Consider the following 24,257-nt stretch of genomic DNA (forward strand, 5'->3'; position numbering starts at 1 on the left):
CCGCGGTGTGCTGTCATGGTCGGGTGCGCCTGCGAGATCTGCGCTCGGCCCTCCCCCGGCCGCGCGAACTGCCGCCGTGGCAGCAGAACGGCCTCATCGCGCTCGCGGTGTTCGCCGGCGGCGCCATGCTCTACCTCACCGACAGCCATCGCCTGCTGCCGAGCGGCGACCCGTTTCCGCTCTGGATCCGGTTCGCCGAACTCGGCGCGGTCTGCCTGGCCACGTTCCTGCGCCGGCACGTGCCGTGGGGACTGCTGGTCGCCACCGCGATCGTCGGCGTCGACGTCGCGCTGGGCCTGTCGCTGCCGATCGCCGTCGCGTACACGGATTTCCTGTACTCCGCGATGCTGTACGGCTCCCGCTGGACGACCCGGGTGCTGGTCGGGGTGACCGCGACGATCACGCTCACCGTGCTGTTCGTGTTCCTGGCCGTGGCGGGCTGGCGGACGGCCGCGCTGGGCGCGTTCAGCATGTTGTCGTTCCTGCTCGTCCCGGTGTGGTGGGGGGCGAATGTGCGCCAGCAGAGCGACATCGCGGCCTCCGAACGCGCCAACGCCGAACAGCTCGCGACGATCGCCGCGCTGGACCGGCGGGCGGCGGTGGCGGCCGAACGCGCGCGGATGGCCCGCGACCTGCACGACGTCGTCGCCGGGCATTTGTCAGCCATCGCCATCCAGTCGGAGGCGGCGCTGTCCATGGCGGACGATCCGAAGACCGCGCAAACGGTTCTCGTCGCGGTGCGAGAGAACAGCGTGCGCGCACTGGAGGAAATGCGCGCGATGATCGGCCTGTTGCGTTCGGAATCCGCGGAGGACGAGGTGACCGCCCCGGCCCGGCTGGCCGAACTGGCCCGGCTGGTGGAATCGGCGCGGGCGGCGGGCATGACGGTGACCGTGGATTCCACTGTGGACGAAGGACTCGCGTTGCCGACCGCGGTCGACCTCACCGCGTACCGGATCGCGCAGGAGTCGCTGACGAATGCGGTCAAACACGCGCCGGGCGGAGAGGTGACTGTGCGGCTGCGAGTGGCCGACGGCACGCTGAGTGTCGAAATCGGCAATGAACTGCTCGGCGCGCCGCCGCAGTCCGACAGCGGCGGACACGGTTTGCTGAGCATGCGCGAGCGCGCGCACGCCGTCGGCGGCACCCTGCGAGCAGGTCCGTCCGGGCCGCGCTGGCTGGTCCACGCTGAACTTCCCCTCGCCGGAGAGCCGTCATGACCATCCGAGTCCTCGTCGCCGACGACCACGGCGCGATCCGCGCCGGGCTCGTGCTCATCCTCGGCAACGCCGAGGGCATCGAAGTGGTCGGCGAAGCCGCCGACGGCGAGGTCGCGCTGCGCCAGGCCCGCGCGCTGCGGCCGGACGTCGTCCTGATGGACGTCCGGATGCCCGGCACCGACGGGATCACCGCCACCCGCCAGCTGATCGCCGAGAGGCTCGCCGAAGTCCTCGTCCTCACCACCTTCGACCTCGACGAGTACGTGCACGCCGCGCTGCGCGCCGGAGCCGCCGGGTTCCTGCTGAAGTCGGTCGAGGCGCCGCGGTTGATCGAGGCCGTCCGGCTGGTCGCGGCGGGCGAGGGGGTGCTCGCCCCGCAGGTCACCAAACGCCTGATCGCCGCCTTCGCCAGCACCCCGGCCGGGCCGTCGCCCGCGCCGACCGGGCTGTCGGACCTCACCGAACGCGAACGCGAAGTGCTAGGCTGCCTGGGCGCGGGGCTCTCGAACGCCGAAATCGCCACCCGCCTCTACATCGGCGAAGCGACCGTGAAAACCCACGTCTCCCGCGTGCTGGCCAAGCTCGGCCTGCGGTCCCGGGTGCAGGCGGCGATCCTCGCCCAGGACCACGGCATCGAGCCGCCCGGATAGCCGACGTGCCCGGGCTCGCGGACCTCGCCCAAACCGCGCGCGGTCCTGGGCAGCCCCGCCACCGCGAAACGACACCCCGACAGCCGATCTGCGCATCCCGGCGGGACCTTCTAACGTTCCCCCATGGGTGAGCGGAGAACTCTCGACGTCGACGAAGTCCTCAAGCGACAGGAATCCGGCGAGCTGAAGCGGCGGCTCCGGGGACGCGACCTGATCGGGTTCGGCGTCGGCATCATCATCGGCACCGGCATCTTCACCCTCGCCGGGGTCGAAGCCAAGACGCACGCCGGACCGTCGGTCACGCTGTCGTTCGTGATCGGTGCGGTGGTCGCCGGCCTCGCCGCGCTCTGCTACGCCGAGCTGGCCTCCAGCGTGCCGACCGCGGGCAGCGCCTACACCTACGCTTTCGCCACCCTCGGCGAGGTCTTCGCCTGGATCATCGGCTGGGACCTGCTGCTGGAGTTCGCGCTCGGCGCGGCCGTGGTGTCGCGCAGCTGGTCCGGGTATCTCGCGAACCTGCTCGGGCTGTCGCCGGACTGGTTCGGCGAGCACGCGACGGTCAACGTCGGCGCGGTGCTGATCATCGCGGTGCTCACGGTCGTGGCCGTGGTCGGCATCAAGGAGTCCGCGTGGCTCACGAACCTGCTGGTGCTGGTCAAGGTCGCCGTCTGCGTGCTCATCCTCGCGGTCGGCGTCTTCTTCGTGAAAGGCTCGAACCTCACTCCGTTCATCCCGCCCGCGCAGCCGCCGTCGAGCAGCGCGAACGCGTTGCACCAGCCGGTGGTCCAGGCCGCGCTCGGGCTCGAGCAGTCGGTGTACGGTATCGCCGGCATGGTCACCGCCGCGGCCGTCGTGTTCTTCGCCTACACCGGCTTCGAAGCGCTCGCCAACCTCGGCGAGGAGACCATCAACCCGCGCAAGGACCTCCGCGTCGGCATCCTGGGCGCGCTGGCGGTGTGCGCGGTGCTCTACATCGGCGTGTCGATCGTGCTCACCGGCATGGTCCACTACTCCGACATCGACTCCGGCGCGCCGCTCGCGGACGCGTTCGACCGGGTCGGCCAGCACTGGGTCGGCGCGCTGATCTCGCTCGGCGCGGTCACCGGGCTGACGTCGGTGATGATGGTCGAACTGGTCACGATCGGCCGGATCGGCTTCGCGATGGGCCGCGACGGCCTGCTGCCCAAGGCCATCGGCACGGCGCACCCGCGCTGGGGCACGCCGCACCGGATGACCATCGGCGGGGCCGCGCTGATCGCCGTGCTGGCGGCGTTCGTGCCGATCTCCGCGCTGGCCGACATGGTCAGCATCGGCGCGCTGTCGGCGATGATCATCGTCGCGGTCGCGGTGCCGGTGCTGCGCAAACGCCGCCCGGAGCTGAAGCGGCCGTTCACCGTGCCGTTCTCGCCGGTGCTGCCGATCGTCGCCGCGGTCGCGTGCTTCTACCTGATGCTGAACCTCGACGTGCTGACCTGGATCCGGTTCGCCGCCTGGCTGGTGATCGGCCTGCTGATCTACTTCTTCTACGGCCGCAAGCACTCCCGCTTCGCCAAGTAGGTTCAGGCCACCGCGAGGTCGACGCGGGCGTGCCGCGGGTTGTCGACCTCGTCGAGCAGCGCCACGGCGAAATCGGCGTACGAAATCTTGCGCGAGAGGTCGCCATGCTCGCCGATTTCGTAGCGACCGGTGCGCTCGCCGTCGTGGTCGAAGTCGCCGGCCGGGCTGACATAAACCCACTCCAGCCCGGTGCCCTCGGTGCGCAACACCTCGAGCCCCGCCGCGTGCGCCAGGCAGAACGGCCGGAACTCGGCCGGAATCGAGTCGAGCACCGGGGTTCCGTCGGCGGCGGGCAGCAGAGCGGACAGCCCGACCGCGACCAGCCGGTCCACGCCGGCCTGCCGCAACCCGGTGACGAGAGCGCGAGCCGCACCGGTGAAGAACGCGTCCGGATCGGTGCCCTCGCCGTAGACCGCGGCCGCGTTGATCGCCGCGTCGTGCCCGGCGGCGAGGGCGGCGACGTCGGCCGCGCTCGTAACATCGCCGGCAACGACGTCCGGCGCCTCGCGGTAGCGCGCGGGATCGCGCACCACCGCGGTGACCTCGTGGCCGCGCCGCCGGGCCTCCGTGACCGCCTGCCGTCCGGCCCGGCCGCCCGCCCCGAAAATCACGATCTTGCTCATCGTGGGAATACCTCCTGGAGTGCTGATGCTCTGGAAGGTATCCAGGGGGCCGGTTCCCTCCGGGATACTGAGAGGAGACCGCGATGCCCGTGCGCCAGCCGTTGCCGCCCGACCTGTTCGAGGAGCTGTGCCCGTCCTCGCTGGTGCCGTTCCGGTTCGGGGACAAGTGGTCCGCCCTGGTGATCCGCTGCCTGGAAGACGGGCCGCGGCGGTTCTCCGAGCTGCGGGTGCCGCTGCCCCGCGTGACACCGAAGGTGCTGACCCAGACACTGCGCGGCCTCGAACGCTCCGGGCTGGTGTCCCGCACGGCGCATGCCGATCCCGCGCTGGGGGTCGAGTACGCGCTGACGCCGCTCGGCCGCAGCCTGCTGGAGCCGATGCAGGTGGTGTACGGGTGGGTCGCGGAGCATTGGGAGGAATTGCTGCTCGCTCAGGAGCGCTACGACGCACCGCCGCTGCGCAGCCCGGCGTAGGAAACCGCTTGCGCCAGCGCCTCCGCGTGCCGGGCGTCCGCCACCAGCAGCGCCGATTCCAGCGCCGCCGCGATCCATTCCACCGGCTGGTCGTGCACGCCGTCGTCGCCCAGTTCGCGGTAAGTGTCCACAACGGACAGCAGGGTTCCCTCCGCGCCCAGCCGCACTCCGGCGAGCAGCACGTGATGAGGCGCGGGCGGCCGCCACCGATTCGTCCACAGTGGAGGGATGCCGGTGTCGAGATAGTCCAGCAGCGCGCGTTCCGGCGTGTCCGGTGAACCCAGTTCCGCCGGATCGACCCGGGCGAGCACTGCCACTCGAGGCAATTCCCACAGGCCCAGCAGCAAATCCGAGACGGTGGCAGCGCTCCACTCCCCCAGCGCCGGAACCACCGCCAGCTTCTCCCCGGACAAGGTCCGGATCGCTGAAGCCAAACCTTCCAGCGAAGTACCCGCAGCGGTTTCATCGAACGGCACTGGGAGGCGGAAGTCGTTGCGGGACAACACACCTTCCGGACGGCTGGTCGATCCGCGCACCGTCCCGGCCGCGATCGCCACCTCGTCCTGGTCCGGCACCGCGATATCGGCCGCACGGAGGACCGCCAACCCGGCGAAGGCCGCCGCCAAGCCGTCCTTCTGCGGCAGTTCCGCCCGGGCCTCGGCGACCAGGCGCGCACCGCCGGGCAGCCAGTGGACGTCGGAAAGTCCCGTGTTCAGTACCGCCACAGATGCGCCGCCACGATCTCCTCGGGCACCCGCTCGGCGGCCCACGCCGCGTCCGAGGCGCGCACCGCGCGGAACGCGCCGAGCAGCTCGTCCCCCAGCGCCCCGGACACGCGCGGGTTCGCCAGCAGCGCAGTGTCCTGTTCGGACGGACTCGCCGGCAGCGGCAGCACCCCCGCGGTGTCCCGTTCCCCTTCGGTCCAGCTGCCCGGGTCCTCCCCGATCGGGTCCGGCAGGGCCGCCGAATCCTCGATTCCGGCCATCCCGGCCGCGAGCACGACGGCCAGCGCGAGATACGGGTTGGCCGATGCGTCCGACGTCTTCAGCTCGACGTTCGCGTGTTCCGTCCCGAGCAACGCCGTGCCCGGGATGTACCGCAGCGGCGCTTCGCGGTTCTCCACGCCCCAAAACGCATACGCGCCAGCGAAAAACCCGGGCCGCAACCGCATCGTCGAAGGCACGCTCGGCGCGGTGATCGCTGTCAGCGCGGGCAAATCCCGCAACAACCCGCCGAGGTAGGCCGCGCCGTCGCCTTCCGGAACACCGTCGCCAGTCAGGAGATTGCGGCCCTTGCGACGGACCGAAGTGTGCAGATGCCAGCCGTTTCCCGCGGCCCCGAGGCCGATCATCGGCGCGAAACTCGCCACGAGCCCGTGTGCGTGCGCGGCGGCGTGGATGGTCTGCCGGGCAAGCAGCTGATCGTCCGCCGCGGACACCGGATCTGTCGCCGCGAGCGACAATTCCAGCTGTGCCACGCCGTATTCCGCGTGCAGCTGGCCGATGTGCAGGCCGTTCGCGGCGAAATCGTGCAGCAGCGCGGCGATGAAGTCGTCCAAGGCGATCAGCGCGTGCGGACTGTACGCGGGGCCGCGGTGCCCCGGCGCGGACACGACGTCCTCGCTGCCTGCCGGCGCGACAGAGAATTCCAGCTCGTATCCGGCCCGGAATTCGAGGCCGCGCCGCGCCGCCTCGGCGACCTGTCGTTCCAAAACGGACCGTTGGCAGTACGGCCAGGGCGAACCGTCCGGGGCGAGCTGCCGCACCGGCGCCCAGGCGAGCGCAGGCTGTCCGGCGAGCCGGCGGAGCCGTTCGATGACCGGCACCAGCCGGATGTCGCCGGACGGCGTGCCGAGGCCGGAGTGCGCGTAGGTGATGGCGTCGTGGCTGTCGAAGACCGCGAACAGCGAGGTCGCGCCCACGCCGCGGACCGCCGCGTCGGCCAGCCCGCCGATCGGGACCACGCGCGAACGCGGGATGCCGTTGTTGTCCGCCCAGGCCAGGTGGACGCCGCTGACCCCCGCCGCGGCCAGGTCCTTCGCCGCCGCCGACGCCGCCTTGGTCATGGCACCTCCTCGGGCTCGGGATCAGTATCGCGGGCCGGGGCCGCCCGGGCCATCCGCGAGTGTTCACCCGGGCGGCTCAGCGACCGGCCCGGAGTCGTCCCGGCTGCGCAACGCCACTCCCGCGACGACGGCGAGCGTCCCGAGCGCTTCGACGACACTCGGCACCTGCGCGAGCACCAGGAACCCGACGACTCCCGCCGTCACCGGCAGCAACGCCAGCAACACCGCGAACCGAGCCTGCCCGAGCCGGCGCAGGACCACTTGGTCGAGCGCGTACGGCACCACGGTCGACAGCACGCCGACACCAATTCCGAGCAGCAGCATGCGTGGCGAAGCCCACACCTCCCCGGTGCCGAGCGCGAGCGGCGACAGCACGACGGTCGCCACCGCGAACCCGACCGCCAGCGAATCCAGCCCGTCCCCGCCGATCGCGACCCGCTTGCCGAGCACGATGTACCCCGCCCAAGCAGCCGCCGCGGCCAGCGCGAACACGACGCCGAGCGGACTGCCCGCGATGCGCACGTCCGCGATCGCGACCACCCCGACCGCCACCAGGACCAGCGCGATCAGGTCCCGCCGCGTCCGCGACCCGATCGCCGCCACGACGACCGGACCGGCGAACTCCAACGCGACCACCGTGCCCAGCGGCAGCCGCGCGATGGCCTCGTAGAAGACCACGTTCATCCCGGCCGTCACGACCCCGAAGGCGCCCGCGAGCAGCAGCCGCTTGCCCCGCCAGGCCGCTTTCGGCGGACGCCGCCACAGCAGCAGCACGACGGCCGCCCCGAGACAGCGCAGCCACGCAACCCCGGAGGGCGTGGCGTGCCCGAAGAGGTCGACCGCGATGGCCGCACCGGCATACATCGAAATTCCGCTGAGAACGAACAAGACCGGTGCCGGAATCGCGTTCACGCGTTTCCTGGAGAGTGCGATGCCCACCCCCGCATGGTGCCTGACCACGGAAAACCCGCCGCGCCGGGTGGTCTGGTCCTACGGAGTGGAACATCGTTGCGGCAACCGGGCTAATTCGGCGTGACGCACCTCCCACCGGCGCGGGAACACTTGCGGGCCGCGAAACGTCTGCAAGAGTGGAAGCACGAACACCGCGGAGCCAGAAGCGATCCCCGCCGAAGGCATCGAGACCGAAGTGGGCGTAGCTGGATCGAGGCACCGGGCGACCGGTGCCGGGACGGAGGGAGACCCCCATGACAACACCGACGCTCACCCGCCCCGAATTGACCGCAGCCGACCGATGCGACCGGTGCGGAGCAGCAGCTCAGGTACGCGCGGTCCTCAGCTCCGGAGGCGAGCTGCTCTTCTGCGGGCACCACGCCCGCGAGCACGAGGCCAAGCTCAAGGAACTGGCCGCGGAGATCCAGAAGTAAGTTCGCTCACCGACAGAAAGCTCCCCGGAGGCGGCAGGCGCGTGCGCTTGCCGCCTCCGGCGTTTTTCCGGCCCGAGGTGGCTGGGGTCGGCGCTCTTGGATTCTGCGCGCTCTGTGCCTTCGGGCTGGCGGCCTGCGGCGGTTTCCGGGTGAGGTAGGGGGTTGCCGCACTCACGTTGTGCGGCCTAGGCACCTCGCGGATTCGGCGCTTGAACCGGCCGGACCTGGCACGATGCCGTTGAGCACGTGCTGCCCCCAAGGCGCGCCACCCGGTCACCCAGCCGCTGTCCGTGAAGGGCTCCTTGAGGGAATCCAATTCCCTCAAGGAGCCCTTCACGGACCACAAAATCCCCGAACGCGCACCAGTGCACTCACCCAGGCGGGGCACCCAGCCCCCTCCCAGCACCCCGATACGAAGCCTCCCTGCGGTCTGGGGGTGCTTGTCAAGGCATCTTTCCCGCCTTGACAAGCACCCCCAGACCGTCAGCACAATCAGGCTTCGGGGTGCCCACCCGCACCCGAAAACCCCAGGTCACACCGTGTCCAGAACCACCTCGAAAGCCACCTCGGCCGCCCCCAGCAGCTTCACGTCCGCGCCCAGTGCCGAACTGACGATCCGGGTCCCGCCAACCGCCCGCGAGACCAGGCTCCGGCCCCGGACCTCGTCGGCGACCGACCGCATCACCGATTCCGGCAGCACCGTCAGCAGGTCCCCCAGCACCACCAGCTCCGGCCCGAGCAGGTTGACCACGTTGACCAGCCCCAGCGTGAGCCACTCCGCGTACTCCGCCAGCCGCTCCGAGGCAGCCGCGGGGGCGTGGCCCAGCTCCCGCAGTTCGACGAGGATCACTCCGCGAGGCGTGTCCTCCGGCAATCCCAGCGCCCGGCACAACGCCGCCTCGCCGATCTCGGTCTCCCAGCACCCGCGGCTCCCGCAGTAGCAAGCCCGCCCGCCGGGCCGGATCGCCATGTGCCCGATCTCGCCGACATACCCCGCGCCGCCGCGCAGCGAAGTGCCCTGCGAGATCACTCCGCCGCCGACGCCGACGTCCGCGGACACGTACACCGAATCCGACGACCCTCGCGCCGCCCCGCGCAGATGTTCGGCGACCGCGCCCAGCTCGGCGTCATTGGCCACCAGCACCGGGATCCGCAGCACCGCCGACAGCCGCTCGCCGAGCGCCACGTCGGTCCAGCGCAGGTTGGGCGCTTCGTGCACCAGCCCGTCCGCCCGCCGCACCACCCCGGGCACCGACACCCCGGCCGCCACCGGCTCCACGCCGAGGTCGCTCGCCAGCACCCGGGTCGACTCGATCACGTGCGTGATGACCTCGTCCGCGGTGCGCGTCCGGGCGTGCAGGTTCCAGCTGTTGCGCCCGAGGATCTGCCCGCCCAGCCCGACCAGCGCGATGGCCACGTGCTCGACCTGCACGTCGATCGCGAGCACCACCGCGGCGTGCGGCTGCGGCAGGACCAGGAGCGAGGGACGGCCCGCCCCTCGCCCTGGCCTCGGCACCTTCTCCTCGACCACGCCGGCCTCGGCGAGGCCGTCGACGAGGGTTTTGATGGTGCTCCGGTTGAGCCCCAGCTCGGTGGCCAAGGCAGCCCGCGTACTGGGCCCGCCGACGTGCAGCAAGCGCAGCAGGGTCGTGCGGTTGTGCCGGCGCACCTCGTCCGGGCGGGCGACGGGCGGGCTGCTCACCGGGTCATCTTCCCATCAGCCCTCAGCGGGCCGACGCCTCAGCCCGCCGTCGCGACAGCGCGTCGACGGTCGCGGCCAGCAAAAGCACCAGACCGGTGATGATGTTGACCACCGCGGCCTTCTGCTGGAGCAGGCCGAGCCCGTTGTTCACGATCGCCAGCACCGCGCCGCCGATCACCGCGTCCATGATCCGGCCCTTGCCGCCGAACAGCGACGTGCCGCCGATGACCGCGGCGCCGACCGCGAACAGCAGCGTGTTCAAGCCGCCGGACTGGCCGCTGACGGAGCCGACCTTCGACGAGTACACGATCGCGCCGATCGCCGCGAACGACGAGCTGATCACGAACACGCTGGTACGCAGCTTGGGCACGTTGATACCGGCGCGGCGCGCGGCTTCCTTGTTGCCGCCGACCGCGTACAGGTGCCGGCCGTACCGGGTGCGGTTGAGCACGTACGTGCCCGCCACCAGCAGGACCAGGATGATCGGCACCACGTACGGCACGCCGGCGATCACGACGAGGCTGTTCGGCGACCGGTTGATCGTGAGCAGGTAGGTCGCGACCGCCGCCACCAGCGCGACAGCGCCGACTTTGGCCAGCACGATCGGCGTCGGCTGCACCACGAGGCCGCGCTTCAGCCGGGAGAAATGCTGGCCCAGCGCGAGAAGCGCGTATCCGCCCGCCGCCACGACGAACAGGATCCAGCTGCCCGCCACCGAAAGGTTGCCGTTGGCGACCGCGTTGAGCGTGTCGCTGGTGCCGATCGGCAGCGTGCCGCCCTCGCCGACGAACTGCAGGATCACACCCTGCCACACGATGAACAACGCCAGCGTGACCACGAAGGACGGCATCCCGATCTTCGAGACCAGGAACCCGGTGATGCAGCCGATCGCGGTGCCGGTGCACACCGCGATGAGCATCTCGACCCACGCGTTCACCGGTGCGCCGACCAGGATCACCACGATGCCGACGAGCGAAATCGCCGCGCCCGCCCAGATTTTCTGCAGCAGCGCCAGCGCCACGGCCAGCACGAGCACCGCGAGGAACGTGATGAACACGCCGGTTCCCATGGAACCCAGCAAGTTTCCATTGTGGACGTAGTGCAGCGCCATCAGCGACGCGCAGACGCCGGACGCGGTGCCCGCGGACAGGTCGATCTCGCCGAGCAGGAGCACGAACACGATGCCCATCGCGATGATGGTCTGGCCCGCGCCCTGCTGCAGCAGGTTCGCGATGTTCTGCAGGGTGAAGAAGTCCCCGGACAGGGCGCTGAACAGGATCGCCAGCACGATCACGCCGAGCACGGCGGGAATCGAGCCGAGCTGGCCGTCCTTCATCCGGGCGAAGTAGTCCTTGATGGCCTCGCCGGTGGACATCGAGGTCGTGTCGATGCCGAAGTCGGCGATCGCGCCGGCGGGCGCGTCCGGCGTCTGCGGCTTCTCGGAAGTTTCGGTCATGGCGGGTTCTTTCTCGCTCACTGCACGACAGCTTCGGGACGGGCCAGGCCGAGGTCGCCCGATCGGCCCGCGGTGATGAGTTCGACGACCTGGCTGTGGGTCACTTCGCCGGTCTGGACCTCCGCGACCAGCCGGCCGAGGTACAGCACCGCGATCCGGTCCGCGACCTCGAACACGTCGGCCATGTTGTGGCTGATCAGCACCACGCCGAGGCCCTGTTCGGCCAGCCGGCGCACCAGGTCGAGCACCTGCTTGGTCTGCGCGACGCCGAGCGCGGCGGTCGGCTCGTCGAGGATGACGACTTTGCTGTTCCACAGGACCGATTTCGCGATCGCGACCGTCTGCCGCTGACCGCCGGACAGGGAGGAAACCAAGGTGCGGACCGATTTCACCGTGCGCACGCCGAGCGACGCCAGCGTCTCGCGCGCGGCCTTTTCCATGCTGGCCTCGTCGAGCAGCCAGCTGCTGCCGCGCTCACGGCCGAGGAACATGTTCTGCACGATGTCGAGGTTGTCGGCGAGCGCGAGGTCCTGGTACACGACCTCGATGCCGAGCCCGGCGGCGTCCTTGGGGCCGCGGATGTGCGCGTCCGCGCCGTTGAACCGCACCGATCCGGTGTCGTACGGGTGGATGCCCGCGATGCATTTGACCAAAGTGGACTTGCCGGCCCCGTTGTCGCCGACGAGCGCGGTCACTTCGCCCGCCCGCACGGCGAAGTCCACGTCGTGCAGGACGTGGACCGGGCCGAAGCTCTTGTTCAGGCCGGTGATGTCGAGAATGGGCTCGCTCATGGATTCGCTTGTCTCTCGCGTGGGTGCCGGGCCGGAACGCGTGTCGGGGGAACGCGTCCCGGCCCGGCTGCTCTTGGCGGGGTGGCTACGGCGTCAGGAGATGCCGTTTTCGGTGCACTTGGCGGCGAGGTCGCCGGTGCAGATGTCGGACGCCTTGACGTAGCCCTGCTGGACGACGGTCTTGATGTCCTTGATCGTGATCAGCTGCGGCTGCAGCAGCACCGACTTCAGGTCGCGGTTGTTCTTCGGGTCGTGCAGCTTGCCGGTCGCGATCGCGTCCGCGCCCGCCTTGTCGCCCTTGGCCAGCGCCGCGGCCAGCTTCGCGGTGTTCTCGGCCTCTTCCTTGATCGGCTTGAAGATCGTCAGCGTCTGGTCGCCGCGCAGGATCGCCTGCAGACCGGCCGCGGTCGCGTCCTGGCCGGTGACCGGGACCTTGCCGTTGAGGCCGTTCTTCTTCAGCACGGTGATCACCGCGCCGGCCAGTTCGTCGTTCGCCGCCAGGACGCCGTCGACCTTGCCGCCGACGCGGGTGAAGATCTGCTCGAAGGTGGTGCCGCCGACCTGGGCGTCCCAGTTGTCGATGGGCTGCTTCTGGACCAGGTTCAGGGCCTTGGAGTCATACAGCGGCTTGAGAATCTTGTCGTGCCCGTTGGCGAAGAGCGTCGCGTTGTTGTCCGTCGGCGCGCCCTCGATCTGCACGACGTTGGCGCCCGGCTTGCTCTTCAGCGCGTCGGCCAGGCCCTGCGCCTGGATCTCGCCGACCTTCTCGTTGTCGAACGAGACGTAGTAGTCGGCCGAACCGCCGAGGCTCGGACGGTCGTAGTCGATGACCGGGATGCCGGCCTGCTTGGCCTTGGCCTCGATCGCCGCGCCGACCGCCGGGTCGGACGGGGCGATGATCAGCACCTTGACGCCCTGGCTGATGAAGCCGTCGGCGAGGGTGGAGAACTTCTGGTTGTCGCCCTGGGCGTTCTGGATGTCGGCGCTGAAGCCCTGCGCGGACAGCGCGGCCTGCAGCATCGGCTTGTCGAACGCTTCCCAGCGGGCCGAAGTCGCGGTCTCCGGCAGGATCACGCCGACCTTGCCGCTGGCGCCGCCGCCCGCCGGGGCGGAGGCGGAGCTCTTGTTGTCCCCGGAGCTCCCGGAGCCCGCGCTGTTGGCGCCGCAGGCCGAAAGCGCCAGGCCGGCGCTCACCGTCGCGGCGAGGAGGGTAAGGGTTCTGGTGCGCATCCTCGTTCCTTCTCCGATCATGCTCGCGGGGTGATCGGGAGGGGTCCCCGTGCACCGTCGCAGATATGTTGTGGCCGACAACATATGCCGCGGAACGGCTCTGCGGAAGATGGCGGGATCGAGTAACCGACACCAAATGGACACGGTTCGGCAACGCAGCCCTAATATGCGCGGTGCGCTGACTGAGTGACCCCCGCCACGCACCGAGCGTAACGAGAACTTGTCCGGTCCTGTCCGGTCGCGCGGGCAGAGGCGCCCGTTCAGGCACCCGGATCGAACCGGACGAACCGTTGTACCAGGCGAAGGGGCGCACGACCACTGGCGTGCGCCCGTCGCTTCGCCTTCGGGACTACCAGGAGCGCAGCGTGACGATGCGCTCTTCCAGCTGCTCCACCGTCGCCATCGCGGTGGGCGGACCGCCGCACTGGCGGCGCAGTTCGTTGTGGATCGCGCCGTGCGGCTTCTTCGTGCGGTGGTGGTACACGCCGACGAGAGCGTTGAGTTCCTTGCGCAGCGCGCCGAGCCGTTCGGTCACCGACTGCGGCCGGGGCGCCGGCGCGGCCTGCTCCTCGACCTTCGGCTTGCGCTTCTTCTCGTCGGAGAGCTGCTCTTCCTGCCGCTTGCGCAGCAGCGCGCGGACCTGGTCCGGCTCCAGCAGGCCGGGAAGGCCGAGGTACTCCTGCTCCTCGTCGGTGCCGGAGAAGACCGCGGTGCCGAACGAGTTGCCGTCGTAGATGACCTGGTCGAGCTCGGCCGAGGCGTGCAGCGAGGTGAACGCCTTCTCCTCCTCGCCCGGTTCGTCCTCGGTGCGGTTGGCCTGGGCGAGCAGTTCGTCGTCCCAGCCTTCCTTCTCCCGGTGCGGTTTGCCGAGCACGTGGTCGCGCTGCGCCTCCAGCTCGCTGGCCAGCTCCAGCAGCACGGGCACGCTCGGCAGGAAGATGCTCGCCGTCTCGCCCTTTTTCCGGGCCCGCACGTAGCGGCCGATGGCCTGCGCGAAGAACAGCGGGGTGGACGCGCTGGTCGCGTACACGCCGACGGCCAGCCGCGGGACGTCGACGCCCTCGGACACCATCCGGACCGCGACGATCCAGCGTTCGTTGGTCTCGGAGAACTCCTTGATCCGCCCGGACGCCTTCGGGTCGTCGGACAGCACCAGCGTCGGCGTCTGGCCGCAGATCCGCTCGAGGATCTTGGCGTAGGCGCGCGCGGTTTCCTGGTCGGTGGCGATCACCAGGCCGCCCGCGTCCGGAATGCCCTGGCGCACCTGGCTGAGCCGGGTGTCGGCGGCCTGCAGCACCGCCGGGATCCACTCGCCCGCCGGGTCGAGCGCGGTGCGCCAGGCGCGCGCGTTCTGCTCCGCGGTGAGCGGCTCGCCCAGCCGCGCGGTGAACTCCTCGCCCGCGCTGGTGCGCCACGACGCCTCGCCGGAGTAGGCGAGGAACACGACCGGCCGGACCACGCCGTCGGCGAGGGCGTCGGAGTAGCCGTAGGAATGGTCGGCCTTGCTGCGCTGGAACCCGCCCGCGTCCGGTTCGTAGGTGACGAACGGGATGGCCGAGTCGTCGCTGCGGAACGGGGTGCCGGTGAGCGCCAGCCGGCGCACCGCCGGGGTGAACGCCTCGCGCGTCGCGTCGCCCCAGGACTTCGCGTCGCCGGCGTGGTGGATCTCGTCGAGGATCACCAGGGTCTTGCGGTTCTCCGTGCGCACCCGGTGCAGCGTGGGGTGCGCGGCGACCTGCGCGTAGGTGACCGCGACGCCGCGGTAGTCCGACGACGTGACACCGGTCGTGTTGCGGAAGTTCGAGTCGATCGGGATGCCCGCCGCCGCGGCCGAGGCCGCCCACTGGTGCTTCAGGTGCTCGGTCGGAGTCACGATGGTGACCGCCTCGACGGTGCGGTCCGACAGCAGCTCGGCGGCGATCCGGAGGCCGAAGACGGTCTTGCCCGCGCCCGGCGTCGCGACCGCGAGGAAGTCCTTCGGCTTGCTCGACAGGTACTTCGTGAGCGCTCGGCGCTGCCAGGCGCGCAGCGGGCGCGCGGTGGAGTCCGTCGCTGCGGGCGGCGCCCCGAGGACCGGCTGGGTCGTCTCGGACAAAACTCGGTTCACCCCCTCCTCGGGCCGCTCGGCGCGGCCGTGACGTGCGAAAACCCCCACTGTGGCACCGGCTTCGCCGCCGGGCGCCGCGATGAGGGCACGTCGGCCAGCTTACCTTCCGGGTCCGGCCGCGCCCGGCACCGCCACGGGTGGTGTCCTCCGACACGCCCCGTCTCGGCGGGGGTGACGAGCCAAAACCGCGCGCATGGACCATGCTGGAAGACACCATGGGCGAGGTGACACCGGGCGCCGGCGAGGCAGTGCCGGACGGCGAGGCAGTGCCGGAGAAGAGCGTGCCGGAGAAGACCGTGCGCAGGGGGCCGTGGCGGCTCCTCACCCGCACGCTCGCGAAAGCGTGGGACGGCAACATCTTCTCCGAGGCCGCCGAGGCGGCGTTCTGGCAGACGCTGTCGCTCCCGCCGCTGCTGCTCGGGCTGCTGGGCAGCGTCGGGTTCATCGGCGAGTGGTTCGGCCAGAACGTGGTCACCGCGGTGCACGACCGGATCATCACCTTCAGCCACACCATCTTCAGCGCGAACGCGGTGCAGGAGATCATCGAGCCGACGGTGAACAGCATCCTCACCGTCGGCAAGGGCGAGATCGTGTCCGTGGGCTTCGTCATCTCGCTGTGGGCGGGTTCGTCGGCGATGTCGTCGTTCGTCGACGCGATCACCGTCGCGCACGACCAGTACGGCGTCCGCAACGAGGTGTGGCAGCGGATTTTCGCGCTGCTGCTGTACCTGTGCGCGCTGATCGGGCTCGTGATCGGGCTGCCGTTGCTGGCGATCGGGCCGGATCTGCTGCCGGAGTTCTTCCCGGTCGACTGGCGTCCGACGGTCTCGTCATGGGTCGGCGCGCTCTACTACCCGGTGCTGGGCGTGATGATCGCGCTCGCGCTGACCACGCTGTACAAACTCGCGCTGCCGCGGCGGCTGCCCTGGCACCGCGGGCTGCCGGGCGCGATCCTGGCCGGCGTCGTGTTCCTGGTGTCGAGCATCGGCCTGCGGATCTACCTGAACTGGATCACCAAGACCGGCTACACCTACGGCGCGCTGGCCGCGCCGATCGCGTTCCTGCTGCTGATGTTCTTCATCGGCCTCGCGGTGGTCGGCGGCGCGTATTTCAACAGCGCGATCCAGGAGCTGTGGCCGGCGAAGGCGACGCGGCGGCAGCGGCGCAAGTGGCGGCGGCTGGAGATGGAACGAGCGAACGAGCGGATGCGGGCCGAGGAGGGCCGCCGGCTGTGGGACCGCACCACGATGCCGTTGCGGCGGCCGAAACGGCACTCCGAAGAAGACACGGCGGACCACGCTGAACCGAACGGCGCCGAGGTGAACCACAGCGAATCGGAGACCGTGCAGCTCGCCCGGCCCGAGCGGACCGACGAGCGGGCGGGTCCCCAGCCGTCGCCCGGCCCGGAACCGCGCCCGCACCGCCCGCAGCAGGGCTGAGGTCAGCCCTGGCGGAACCGCCACGTCTTGCTGTCGAAGGCGATGCAGACGCTCGGCGACATCACCACCACGCGCAGGGTTCCGTCGCGCTCGTCGTAGTCGATGCCCTCGACCTCGAAGTTGCCGCTGCAGCCGCTTTGCAGGGGCAATTGGCCGAGCGAGGTGACGTGCCCGGTGACGTCCGACCCGGAGACGGCGCCGGAGAGGTCGACCTGCAGCAGCGGTTTGGCGGTGCCGAAGAGGCTGCCGTCCGGGTCGTCGGAGGAGCACATCAGCCGGGTGGCCGAGACGAAATCGCAGCCCTGGACGTCGCGCACCTGGTGGTCGAGCCGGATCGCCGACGCGTACGGCAGGTTCTGGCCGGGATCGGTGGCCGCGACGCCGGGCATCGGGTAAACGAGCAGGCGGTCCATCGTGCCCCACTCGCCGGAGACGAGCCAGCGCGCGTCGGGCGACACGGCGGCGAACGAATTGTTGTTGGCTTCCCACGATTCCAGCGCGTGCTGGTAGTCGGCGCGGGAGCCGTCCGGGGCCTCGACGCGGAAGAGTTTCGCGCCGCGGTCGTCGCGCTGGTAGGGCTCGACGTACCAGCCCTTCGCCGACCCCGGGTCGCCGATGTGGTTCCAGCCCTTCGCGGCCAGCCCCGGGTCGACGGTGCCGATGCCGGTGTAGCGGATGGTGGTGCCGGACGGGCGCTCGACAGTGGCGAGGCCCTGGCTCTCGTCGAGCGGACGGGCCCGGTCGGAGCCGACGGCGGTCCATCCGGTCACCGCGTCCGCGGCGCCCGCCGCGACGGCGCTGAAGGCGGACAGCAGGACGACGAGGGAAAGCACGATCCCGGTAGCGCGCATGCGGGGACACTCCTGCGGGGAGGCGACTGGCCGGACTGAAGGTCTACCAGTTCCTCCCCGGGTGCACAGCCACCGAGTGAAGGATTTTCACCTTTGTTCCCGCGCACCGGGACGCGCGGGAAGGCCGCCGGGACGCGTCAGTCGTCGCCGCCGGGACGCAGGCCGTCGTAGATCTTCTTGCACTTGGGGCACACCGGGGACCCCGGCTTGGGCGACTTCGTGACCGGGAAGACCTCGCCGCAGAGCGCCACGACGTGCGTGCCCATGACCGCGCTCTCGGCGATCTTGTTCTTGCGCACGTAGTGGAACATTTTCGGCGAGTCGTCGTCGGTCGACTCGGTGCTGTCGGTCTCCGGCTTGGTCAGCGTTTCGGTGCTCACCCCACCATCATGCCTCAGCGCCGCGCCCGCGGTCATGCCCGGCTAGGCTCGTCTGACCTGCCAAGGGACCCTTCAGGAGCCCGGATGCCGCACGAGCCCGCACCCCGCTGGCACAGCTGCCTCGCCGGGCTCGGCGGCGACCACCGCGTCGGCCGCGACGCCTGGACCGAGCTGGAAACGCGCTACCGCGAACCGCACCGCCGCTACCACGACCTCGACCACGCCACGGCCGTCGCGCGCGACGCGGAGCAGCTGGCGGCCGACCTGCCGTTCCATGAACGCGCCGTCGTCGTGCTCGCCGCGTGGGCGCACGACGTGGTCTACGACGCTGTACCCGGCGAAGACGAGCGCCGCAGCGCGGAGTGGCTTCGCCGTTGGCTTACGCGCGCAGGGGTTGCCGACGCACACATCGACCGGGCCGAAGGTCTTGTCCTCGCTACCGCCGCCCACGAAGCCCCCGAAGACGACCTCGCCGCGGCCGCCCTCCTCGATGCCGACCTAGCCATCCTCGGCGCACCGCCCGCCGCGTACGGCGCGTACGTGAAGAAGGTGCGCGAGGAGTACGCGCGCTACCCCGACGGTGCCTGGGCAACCGGCCGCGCCGCCGTATTGGAGAGCCTTCTCGCGCGCCCCGCGCTGTACCTCACCGAAAGCGCCCGCTCACGCTGGGAGACGGCGGCGCGGCGAAATCTGCAGGCAGAGCTGACCCGATGCCGCGAGGTGCGCGGCGATCACAGATGATGTCCGTTCGTGACCACCCAGACCACTCCCCTGTTCGTCCACGAGGAAGTCGCCTCGGCGTTGCGCGACGGACACCCCGTCGTCGCCCTCGAGAGCACGATCCTTTCGCACGGCCTTCCCTACGGCCGGAACCTCGACGTCGGCCGCCGGATCGAGCAAACCGTCCGGGACGGCGGCGCTGTGCCGGCCACCATCGCCGTGCTGGACGGACGGCCGGTCATCGGCCTCTCCCCCGCCGAACTGGAGCGCGTCTGCGCCCCCGATGCCGGCTTGGACAAGCTGTCCCTGCGCGATCTGGGCCCCGCGGTCGGCCTCGGCCGCTCCGGCGCCACCACCGTCGCGGGCACCTCCGCGCTCGCCGCGGCGGCCGGAATCGGCGTCTTCGCCACCGGTGGCCTCGGCGGCGTGCACCTGGGCGCGGCGCAGAGCTGGGACGTCTCGGCAGACCTGGGCGTCCTCGCCAAGGTGCCGACCGTGGTCGTCTGCTCCGGCGTGAAGTCGGTCCTGGACATCCCCGCGACCCTGGAAGTGCTGGAAACGAATTCGGTGCCGGTCCTCGGCTACCGCACCGACGACTTCCCCGCCTTCTACCTCCGCTCGTCGGGGCACCCCGTTGGCTGGCGGGTACAGGACCCGCAACAGGCCGCCGCGGTGATCGCCGCGCACCGCCGCTACGCGAATTCCGGTGTCCTGCTGGCCAATCCGATCCCGGAAGAGTCCGAAATGGACCGTGCACTGCACGATCGCCTGCTGCGGGAGGGCCTGGCGAAACTGGCCGACGCGGACGTGCACGGCGCGGACGTGACTCCCGTGCTGCTGGAGCACTTCCACACCGCCAGCGAAGGCGTCAGCATCGACGCGAACGAAGCTTTGGTGCTGTCCAACGCCAAACTCGCCGCCGAAGTAGCGGTGGCCCTCTCGTGACCGGAATCGTAGTAGTGGGCGACGCGGGCTTGGACGTCGTCGCGCGACACGACCAGCCCCTCCCGCACGGCGGCGACGCCCGAGCCGCGATCCGCTTCACCGGCGGAGGCGCCGGAGCGAACACGGCCCTGTGGCTGCGTTCCCTTGGCGCGGAAACCACCTTGATCGCCCGAATCGGCGACGACTCGGGCGGCCGCCTGATCCGAGCCGAGCTGGAGGCCGCGGGCGTCCGTTGCGCGTTCGCGACCGACCCGGAAGCCCCGACCTGCTGTGTGGTCGTCCTGGTGGACGGAGAAGGCCAACGAAGCATGCTCGCCGACCGCGGCGCCAACAAACGCTTCGCCCCCGAGGACGTCACCCCAGCCGCCCTCGCCGGCTCCACCCACCTGCACCTGTCGGGCTATGTCCTGCTCGACCCGTCTTCGCGCCCCGCGGGCCTGGCCGCGCTCGCCGCCGCCAAGGAAGCCGGGCTGACCACGTCCGTGGACCCCCAAGCCGCCGCCCACATCCACGACCCGGCCGCTTTCCTGGACGACGTACGCGGCACCGACCTGCTCATGCCGAACACCGAGGAGTTAGTCGCCCTGACCGGCTCCTCCGACCCGTCCTCCGCCGAAGAGCTACTGGACACCGTCGGCGCGGTAGTGGTCACCGCCGGGCTGGACGGCGCGAGCTGGATCGACGCCACCGGCATCTCGACAGTCCCCGCAGTAGAAACCACCTGCGTCGACTCGACCGGCGCAGGCGACGCCTTCGACGCAGGCGTCCTCACCACCTGGCTGGCCGGAAAGTCCACAATGGACGTCCTGCGCACCGGCACCCAACTGGGCGCACTGGCAGTAAGCCGCATCGGCCCCCAACCCTGACCCACGTCCGTGAAGGGCTCCTTGAGGGAATCTGATTCCCTCAAGGAGCCCTTCACGGACCACCCGCAGCCGGAACGCGCCCCAACGCGGCATCGGGAGCGCCTCCGGACCCGCGAACCCCCGCACCAAGCCACCCGAGCCGCGCACCCCACCGCCAACCGCAGCCGCTGCACCCAAAATTCGAGGCACCCAGCCCCTCCCCCGCACCCCGATACGAAGCCTCCCTGCGGTCTTGGGGTGCTTGTCAAGGCACGCTTTCCCGCCTTGACAAGCACCCCAAGACCGTCAGCACAATCAAGCTTCGGGGTGCCCCACGCACGCCGGAGGGCGCAATGTCGCCGCCAGGCGACGAGCCGAGACCCCACAGCCGACTCACAGGAAGCACACATCGCGCCCACACCGTCGGAACGCACGCTCAGGTCATGAGTTCGCGCAGGAAATTCGCCGCCCGGTTCGGGCGCCGGTCGCTGCGCGCGAAACTCACGGTGTCCGTCGTCGTCCTGTTGTCCCTCGTCTGCTTGGTGATCGGCGTGATCAGCGAGTTCGCCCTCCGCGCGTTCCTGATGTCGCAGACCGACGCCCAGCTCTCCGCCGCGACCGCCCGTGCCCTGGACTTCGCCACTCACCCCGGCCCGCCCGGCGACGGGGAACGCAACCCGCTGGACGCCCCGGGACAAGGCGCGGGCACCGTCAACGCGCACTTCTCCCCCGAGGGCACGAACGGCACCGGCGGCTGGCTCTCCCAGCACGGCCAGCGCGTCACCCTCACCTCCGACGAACTGGCCGCCCTCCAAGACCTCCCCACCAACGGCCGCCCCTACACCCGCACCATCGGTTCCCTCGGCGACTACCGCCTCACCGCGTTCCCGGTCCCGGACGGCGTGGTCATCACCGGCGTGCCCCTGGCCCCGATGCAGCAAACCCTGCTGACCGTCGGCCTCATCCTCTTCGGCGTCGCCGCCGCCGGAGTCACCGGTGCCGCGTTCCTCGGCGCGTTCGCCGTCCGTCGCACGCTGCGTCCGCTGGAACGCGTCGCGGAGACCGCCTCCCGGGTCTCCGAACTCCCGCTGGACCGCGGCGACGTCGACCTGTCCGTCCGAGTCCCCGCCCAGGACACCGATCCGCGCACCGAGGTCGGCCAGGTCGGCGCGGCGCTGAACCACATGCTCGGCCACATCTCCTCCGCGCTCGAAGCCCGGCACGCCAGCGAACTGCGGGTCCGCCGCTTCGTCGCCGACGCCAGCCACGAGCTGCGCACCCCGCTCGCCGCGATCCGCGGGTACGCCGAACTCGCCGGGCGGTCGGACAGCCACGCCCCGCCGGACGTCGCGCACTCGATGTCCCGGATCGAGTCCGAGGCCGACCGGATGACCGCGCTCGTCGAGGACCTCCTCCTGCTCGCCCGCCTCGACGCGGGCCGCCCGCTCGACGTCGCCGAAGTCGACCTGACCCGGTTGGTCGCGGATGCGGTCGGCGACGCGCACGTGGCCGGCCCGCACCACGTCTGGCAGCTTTCGATGTCGGAGGAACCGATCCTCGTCCTGGGCGACGTCCAACGGCTGCACCAGGTTTTGGCGAACCTGCTCGCGAACGCCCGGGTCCACACACCGCCCGGCACGACAGTGGTCACCGCCCTCACGCGGTCCGCGGACGGCAGTGCCCTGGTCACCGTGACCGACGACGGCCCGGGCATTCCCGCGGAACTGCAGCCAGCGGTGTTCGAACGCTTCGCCCGCGGGGACTCGTCCCGGTCGCGGGCGGCCGGTTCGACCGGGCTGGGCCTGGCGATCGCCTCCGCGGTGCTGACCGCCCACCACGGCACGATCGCCATGCGCAGCCGCCCAGGCCAGACCGAATTCGCCGTGCGGCTGCCGGTCGTGGTCCCGGGTCCGCGGACGCCGGCCGGGGATGACCGCAAGTCCCACAGCGGGCACACAGGGTAGGCACATCCCGGCCCCAGGTCGTCCCGCGAGGCTGGCCGCATGACCGCAGTCGCGACCCAGCCAGCCGTTCCCGCCGCGCCGGTCGAGCGCGCCGAGCCACGGTGGGTGCGTCCCGCCCTCGTGCTGCTGCTCGTCGCCACCGCCGCGCTGTACCTGTGGGATCTCGGCGCGTCCGGCTGGGCCAACGCGTTCTACTCCGCCGCGGCGCAAGCCGGAACGCAGAGTTGGAAGGCGTTGTTCTTCGGCTCCACCGACGCGGCGAACGGCATCACCGTGGACAAGACGCCGGCCGCGCTCTGGGTGATGAGCCTGTCCGCACGGCTCTTCGGGGTGAACGCGTGGAGCATTCTCGTGCCGCAAGCCTTGATGGGTGTCGGCTCCACCTGGCTGCTCTACGCGACGGTCCGGCGCACTTCCGGGGCCGCGGCGGGATTGCTCGCCGGTTCGGTCCTCGCCCTCACCCCTGCCGCGGCCTTGATCTTCCGCTTCAACAATCCGGACGCGTTGCTGGTGCTGCTGCTCATCGCCGGGGCTTACGGCACGGTGCGCGCGATCGAGAAGGCCAGTCCGAAGTGGCTGGTTTTCGCGGGCGTGGCCATCGGATTCGGCTTCCTGGCGAAGATGCTGCAGGCGTTCCTCGTCCTGCCCGCTTTCGCGCTCGCCTACCTGGTGGCGGCACCGGCCGCCCTCGGCAAACGGCTCCTGCACTTGCTCGCCGGGCTGGCCGCGGTCGTGGTTTCCGCGGGCTGGTATCTCGCCGTCGTGGCGCTGTGGCCGGCCGCCGACCGGCCGTACATCGGCGGCTCGCAACACAACAGCCTGATTGAACTCGCCTTGGGCTACAACGGTTTCGGCCGCATCACCGGCGACGAAACCGGCAGCGTCGGCGGCAACCCGGGCGGAGGCTGGGGCAGCACCGGACTGTTCCGGTTGTTCGGCAGCGAAATGGCGGGCGGCATCGCGTGGCTGCTCCCCGCGGCGGTACTCGGGCTCGGCGCCGGCCTGTGGTTCACGCGTTACGCGCCGCGCACCGACCGCAGCCGCGCTTCCCTGCTTCTCTGGGGCGGCTGGCTGATCGTCACCGCCGCGGTGTTCAGCTTCATGGGCGGGATCATCCATCCCTACTACACCGTCGCCCTCGCCCCGGCGATCGCCGCGCTCGTCGGGACCGCGGCGGTCCAGTTGTGGCGCATCCGCGGCAATCCGGCCGCTGTCGGGTTTTTGAGCGGTGGGGTCGCACTGACCACGCTGACGAGTTACCTGCTGTTGAACGGTTCTTGGCAGCCATGGCTCGCCCCGACCGTGCTGATTCTCGGGCTCTTGGCCGCTGCCGCACTGTTTTTCGTTCCGCACTTCGGCCGGGTCGCCGCGGTGGCAGGCCTGGTCGTGCTGCTGCTCGGAAGCGGCGCGTACAGCCTCGCGACCGCGGCGACTCCGCACAGCGGCGCGATTCCGTCCGCCGGCCCGAACACCCGGCAAATGTTCGGCGGCGGCGGTTTGCTCGGCACCACCCTGCCGGGCGAGAACCTGACCGCCTTGCTGCAGAAGGCCGGCGACTACCGGTGGGCCGCGGCGACCGTCGGATCCAACAACGCCGCCGGATACCAGCTCGCCAGCGGAAAACCCGTGCTCGCCGTGGGCGGATTCAACGGCACCGACCCGTATCCGACGCTCGAGCAGTTCGAGCAGTACGTCCGGCAAGGGCAGATCCGCTACTTCCTCGGCGACGGCTTGGCCATGCGCGGTTCGAGCAGCGGAAGCGACGCCGCCGCCCGGATCGTCCAGTGGGTCGCCGATAACTGCCGAATGACCACAGTGGACGGAGTCTCCGTCTATGTCCTGACTGCCTGATTC

The 24,257-nt window shown here is 70.6% G+C and carries 22 protein-coding genes; 11 read left to right on the forward strand and 11 right to left on the reverse strand.

Annotated features, from left to right (window positions below):
* The first annotated feature begins 38 nt into the window (after window positions 1-38).
* The 3 genes from L942_RS11630 to L942_RS11640 all read left to right on the forward strand — a co-directional run bounded on the left by L942_RS11630 (window position 39) and on the right by L942_RS11640 (window position 3,427).
* A complete protein-coding gene (locus tag L942_RS11630) occupies window positions 39-1,220 on the forward strand; it encodes a histidine kinase (RefSeq protein ID WP_037358856.1) in 1,182 nt (393 codons plus the stop codon).
* On the forward strand, window positions 1,217-1,870 hold the full coding sequence (locus L942_RS11635) for a response regulator (RefSeq protein WP_037358789.1): 654 nt from the start codon (window positions 1,217-1,219) through the stop codon (window positions 1,868-1,870). Before L942_RS11630 ends, L942_RS11635 begins: the two co-directional genes overlap by 4 nt.
* A 123-nt stretch (window positions 1,871-1,993) precedes the next feature.
* Window positions 1,994-3,427 (forward strand): APC family permease, encoded by a 1,434-nt coding sequence (locus L942_RS11640; protein WP_037358792.1) that lies wholly within the window; start codon window positions 1,994-1,996, stop codon window positions 3,425-3,427.
* Window positions 3,428-3,429: 2 nt separating this feature from the next.
* Here L942_RS11640 and L942_RS11645 read toward each other — a convergent pair whose 3' ends face one another.
* Window positions 3,430-4,050 carry an NAD(P)-dependent oxidoreductase gene (locus tag L942_RS11645; protein ID WP_037358795.1) on the reverse strand — a complete coding sequence of 207 codons (621 nt, stop codon included), beginning with the start codon at window positions 4,048-4,050 and terminating at the stop codon, window positions 3,430-3,432.
* A gap of 83 nt (window positions 4,051-4,133) precedes the next feature.
* Between L942_RS11645 and L942_RS11650 the strand changes: the two genes are divergently transcribed.
* Window positions 4,134-4,523 (forward strand): winged helix-turn-helix transcriptional regulator, encoded by a 390-nt coding sequence (locus tag L942_RS11650; RefSeq protein WP_037358797.1) that lies wholly within the window; start codon window positions 4,134-4,136, stop codon window positions 4,521-4,523.
* Here L942_RS11650 and L942_RS11655 read toward each other — a convergent pair.
* The 3 genes from L942_RS11655 to L942_RS11665 all read right to left on the reverse strand — a co-directional run bounded on the left by L942_RS11655 (window position 4,490) and on the right by L942_RS11665 (window position 7,452).
* On the reverse strand, window positions 4,490-5,248 hold the full coding sequence (locus L942_RS11655; RefSeq protein WP_037358798.1) for a DUF6885 family protein: 759 nt from the start codon (window positions 5,246-5,248) through the stop codon (window positions 4,490-4,492). The genes L942_RS11650 and L942_RS11655 overlap by 34 nt on opposite strands.
* Window positions 5,236-6,588, reverse strand: a complete 1,353-nt coding sequence (locus tag L942_RS11660; RefSeq protein WP_037358804.1) for a glutamine synthetase family protein — start codon at window positions 6,586-6,588, stop codon at window positions 5,236-5,238. Before L942_RS11660 ends, L942_RS11655 begins: the two co-directional genes overlap by 13 nt.
* Before the next feature lie 63 nt (window positions 6,589-6,651).
* Complete coding sequence (locus tag L942_RS11665) at window positions 6,652-7,452, reverse strand: EamA family transporter (protein ID WP_037358859.1); 801 nt, start codon at window positions 7,450-7,452, stop codon at window positions 6,652-6,654.
* A gap of 341 nt (window positions 7,453-7,793) precedes the next feature.
* Between L942_RS11665 and L942_RS11670 the strand changes: the two genes are divergently transcribed.
* The gene (locus tag L942_RS11670) at window positions 7,794-7,973 is read left to right on the forward strand and encodes a DUF7455 domain-containing protein (protein ID WP_037358805.1); all 180 of its coding nucleotides are present in this window, start codon (window positions 7,794-7,796) and stop codon (window positions 7,971-7,973) included.
* Window positions 7,974-8,505: 532 nt separating this feature from the next.
* Here the strand turns inward: L942_RS11670 and L942_RS11675 are convergent.
* The 5 genes from L942_RS11675 to L942_RS11695 form a co-directional block, all read right to left on the reverse strand.
* On the reverse strand, window positions 8,506-9,675 hold the full coding sequence (locus L942_RS11675) for an ROK family transcriptional regulator (protein WP_037358806.1): 1,170 nt from the start codon (window positions 9,673-9,675) through the stop codon (window positions 8,506-8,508).
* Between the two features lie 22 nt (window positions 9,676-9,697).
* Window positions 9,698-11,131, reverse strand: a complete 1,434-nt coding sequence (locus L942_RS11680) for a sugar ABC transporter permease (protein ID WP_037358808.1) — start codon at window positions 11,129-11,131, stop codon at window positions 9,698-9,700.
* A 17-nt stretch (window positions 11,132-11,148) separates the two neighbouring features.
* Window positions 11,149-11,922, reverse strand: coding sequence for an ATP-binding cassette domain-containing protein (locus L942_RS11685; protein ID WP_037358810.1), 774 nt, complete (start codon window positions 11,920-11,922; stop codon window positions 11,149-11,151).
* Window positions 11,923-12,015: 93 nt separating this feature from the next.
* Window positions 12,016-13,152 (reverse strand): sugar ABC transporter substrate-binding protein, encoded by a 1,137-nt coding sequence (locus L942_RS11690; protein WP_037358813.1) that lies wholly within the window; start codon window positions 13,150-13,152, stop codon window positions 12,016-12,018.
* A gap of 349 nt (window positions 13,153-13,501) precedes the next feature.
* Entirely contained in the window at window positions 13,502-15,247 is a 1,746-nt protein-coding gene (locus L942_RS11695) for a DEAD/DEAH box helicase (protein WP_037358861.1), read from the reverse strand.
* A 212-nt stretch (window positions 15,248-15,459) separates the two neighbouring features.
* On the opposite strand from L942_RS11695, the gene L942_RS11700 reads away from it, so the two are divergent.
* Entirely contained in the window at window positions 15,460-16,698 is a 1,239-nt protein-coding gene (locus tag L942_RS11700) for a YihY/virulence factor BrkB family protein (RefSeq protein ID WP_063695761.1), read from the forward strand.
* A 2-nt stretch (window positions 16,699-16,700) separates the two neighbouring features.
* On the opposite strand, the gene L942_RS11705 is transcribed toward L942_RS11700, so the two are convergent.
* Together L942_RS11705 and L942_RS11710 are read right to left on the reverse strand one after the other, a co-directional pair.
* Complete coding sequence (locus L942_RS11705) at window positions 16,701-17,549, reverse strand: hypothetical protein (protein ID WP_037358815.1); 849 nt, start codon at window positions 17,547-17,549, stop codon at window positions 16,701-16,703.
* A gap of 137 nt (window positions 17,550-17,686) precedes the next feature.
* On the reverse strand, window positions 17,687-17,929 hold the full coding sequence (locus tag L942_RS11710; protein ID WP_037358817.1) for a DUF3039 domain-containing protein: 243 nt from the start codon (window positions 17,927-17,929) through the stop codon (window positions 17,687-17,689).
* Between the two features lie 84 nt (window positions 17,930-18,013).
* Here L942_RS11710 and L942_RS11715 point away from each other — a divergent pair, with 84 nt between their 5' ends.
* The 5 genes from L942_RS11715 (at window position 18,014) to L942_RS11735 (ending at window position 24,254) form a co-directional block, all read left to right on the forward strand.
* Window positions 18,014-18,670, forward strand: a complete 657-nt coding sequence (locus tag L942_RS11715; protein WP_037358821.1) for an HD domain-containing protein — start codon at window positions 18,014-18,016, stop codon at window positions 18,668-18,670.
* A 9-nt stretch (window positions 18,671-18,679) separates the two neighbouring features.
* Entirely contained in the window at window positions 18,680-19,594 is a 915-nt protein-coding gene (locus L942_RS11720; protein ID WP_037358825.1) for a pseudouridine-5'-phosphate glycosidase, read from the forward strand.
* Complete coding sequence (locus tag L942_RS11725) at window positions 19,591-20,460, forward strand: carbohydrate kinase family protein (protein WP_037358828.1); 870 nt, start codon at window positions 19,591-19,593, stop codon at window positions 20,458-20,460. Before L942_RS11720 ends, L942_RS11725 begins: the two co-directional genes overlap by 4 nt.
* A gap of 422 nt (window positions 20,461-20,882) precedes the next feature.
* The gene (locus L942_RS11730) at window positions 20,883-22,403 is read left to right on the forward strand and encodes a sensor histidine kinase (RefSeq protein WP_037358831.1); all 1,521 of its coding nucleotides are present in this window, start codon (window positions 20,883-20,885) and stop codon (window positions 22,401-22,403) included.
* Window positions 22,404-22,442: 39 nt separating this feature from the next.
* Window positions 22,443-24,254 carry an ArnT family glycosyltransferase gene (locus L942_RS11735; RefSeq protein ID WP_037358832.1) on the forward strand — a complete coding sequence of 604 codons (1,812 nt, stop codon included), beginning with the start codon at window positions 22,443-22,445 and terminating at the stop codon, window positions 24,252-24,254.
* The last annotated feature ends 3 nt before the right edge of the window (window positions 24,255-24,257 follow it).

The organism is Amycolatopsis orientalis DSM 43388, from assembly GCF_000411975.1.
GTDB classification, from domain to species: Bacteria; Actinomycetota; Actinomycetes; order Mycobacteriales; family Pseudonocardiaceae; genus Amycolatopsis; species Amycolatopsis orientalis_D.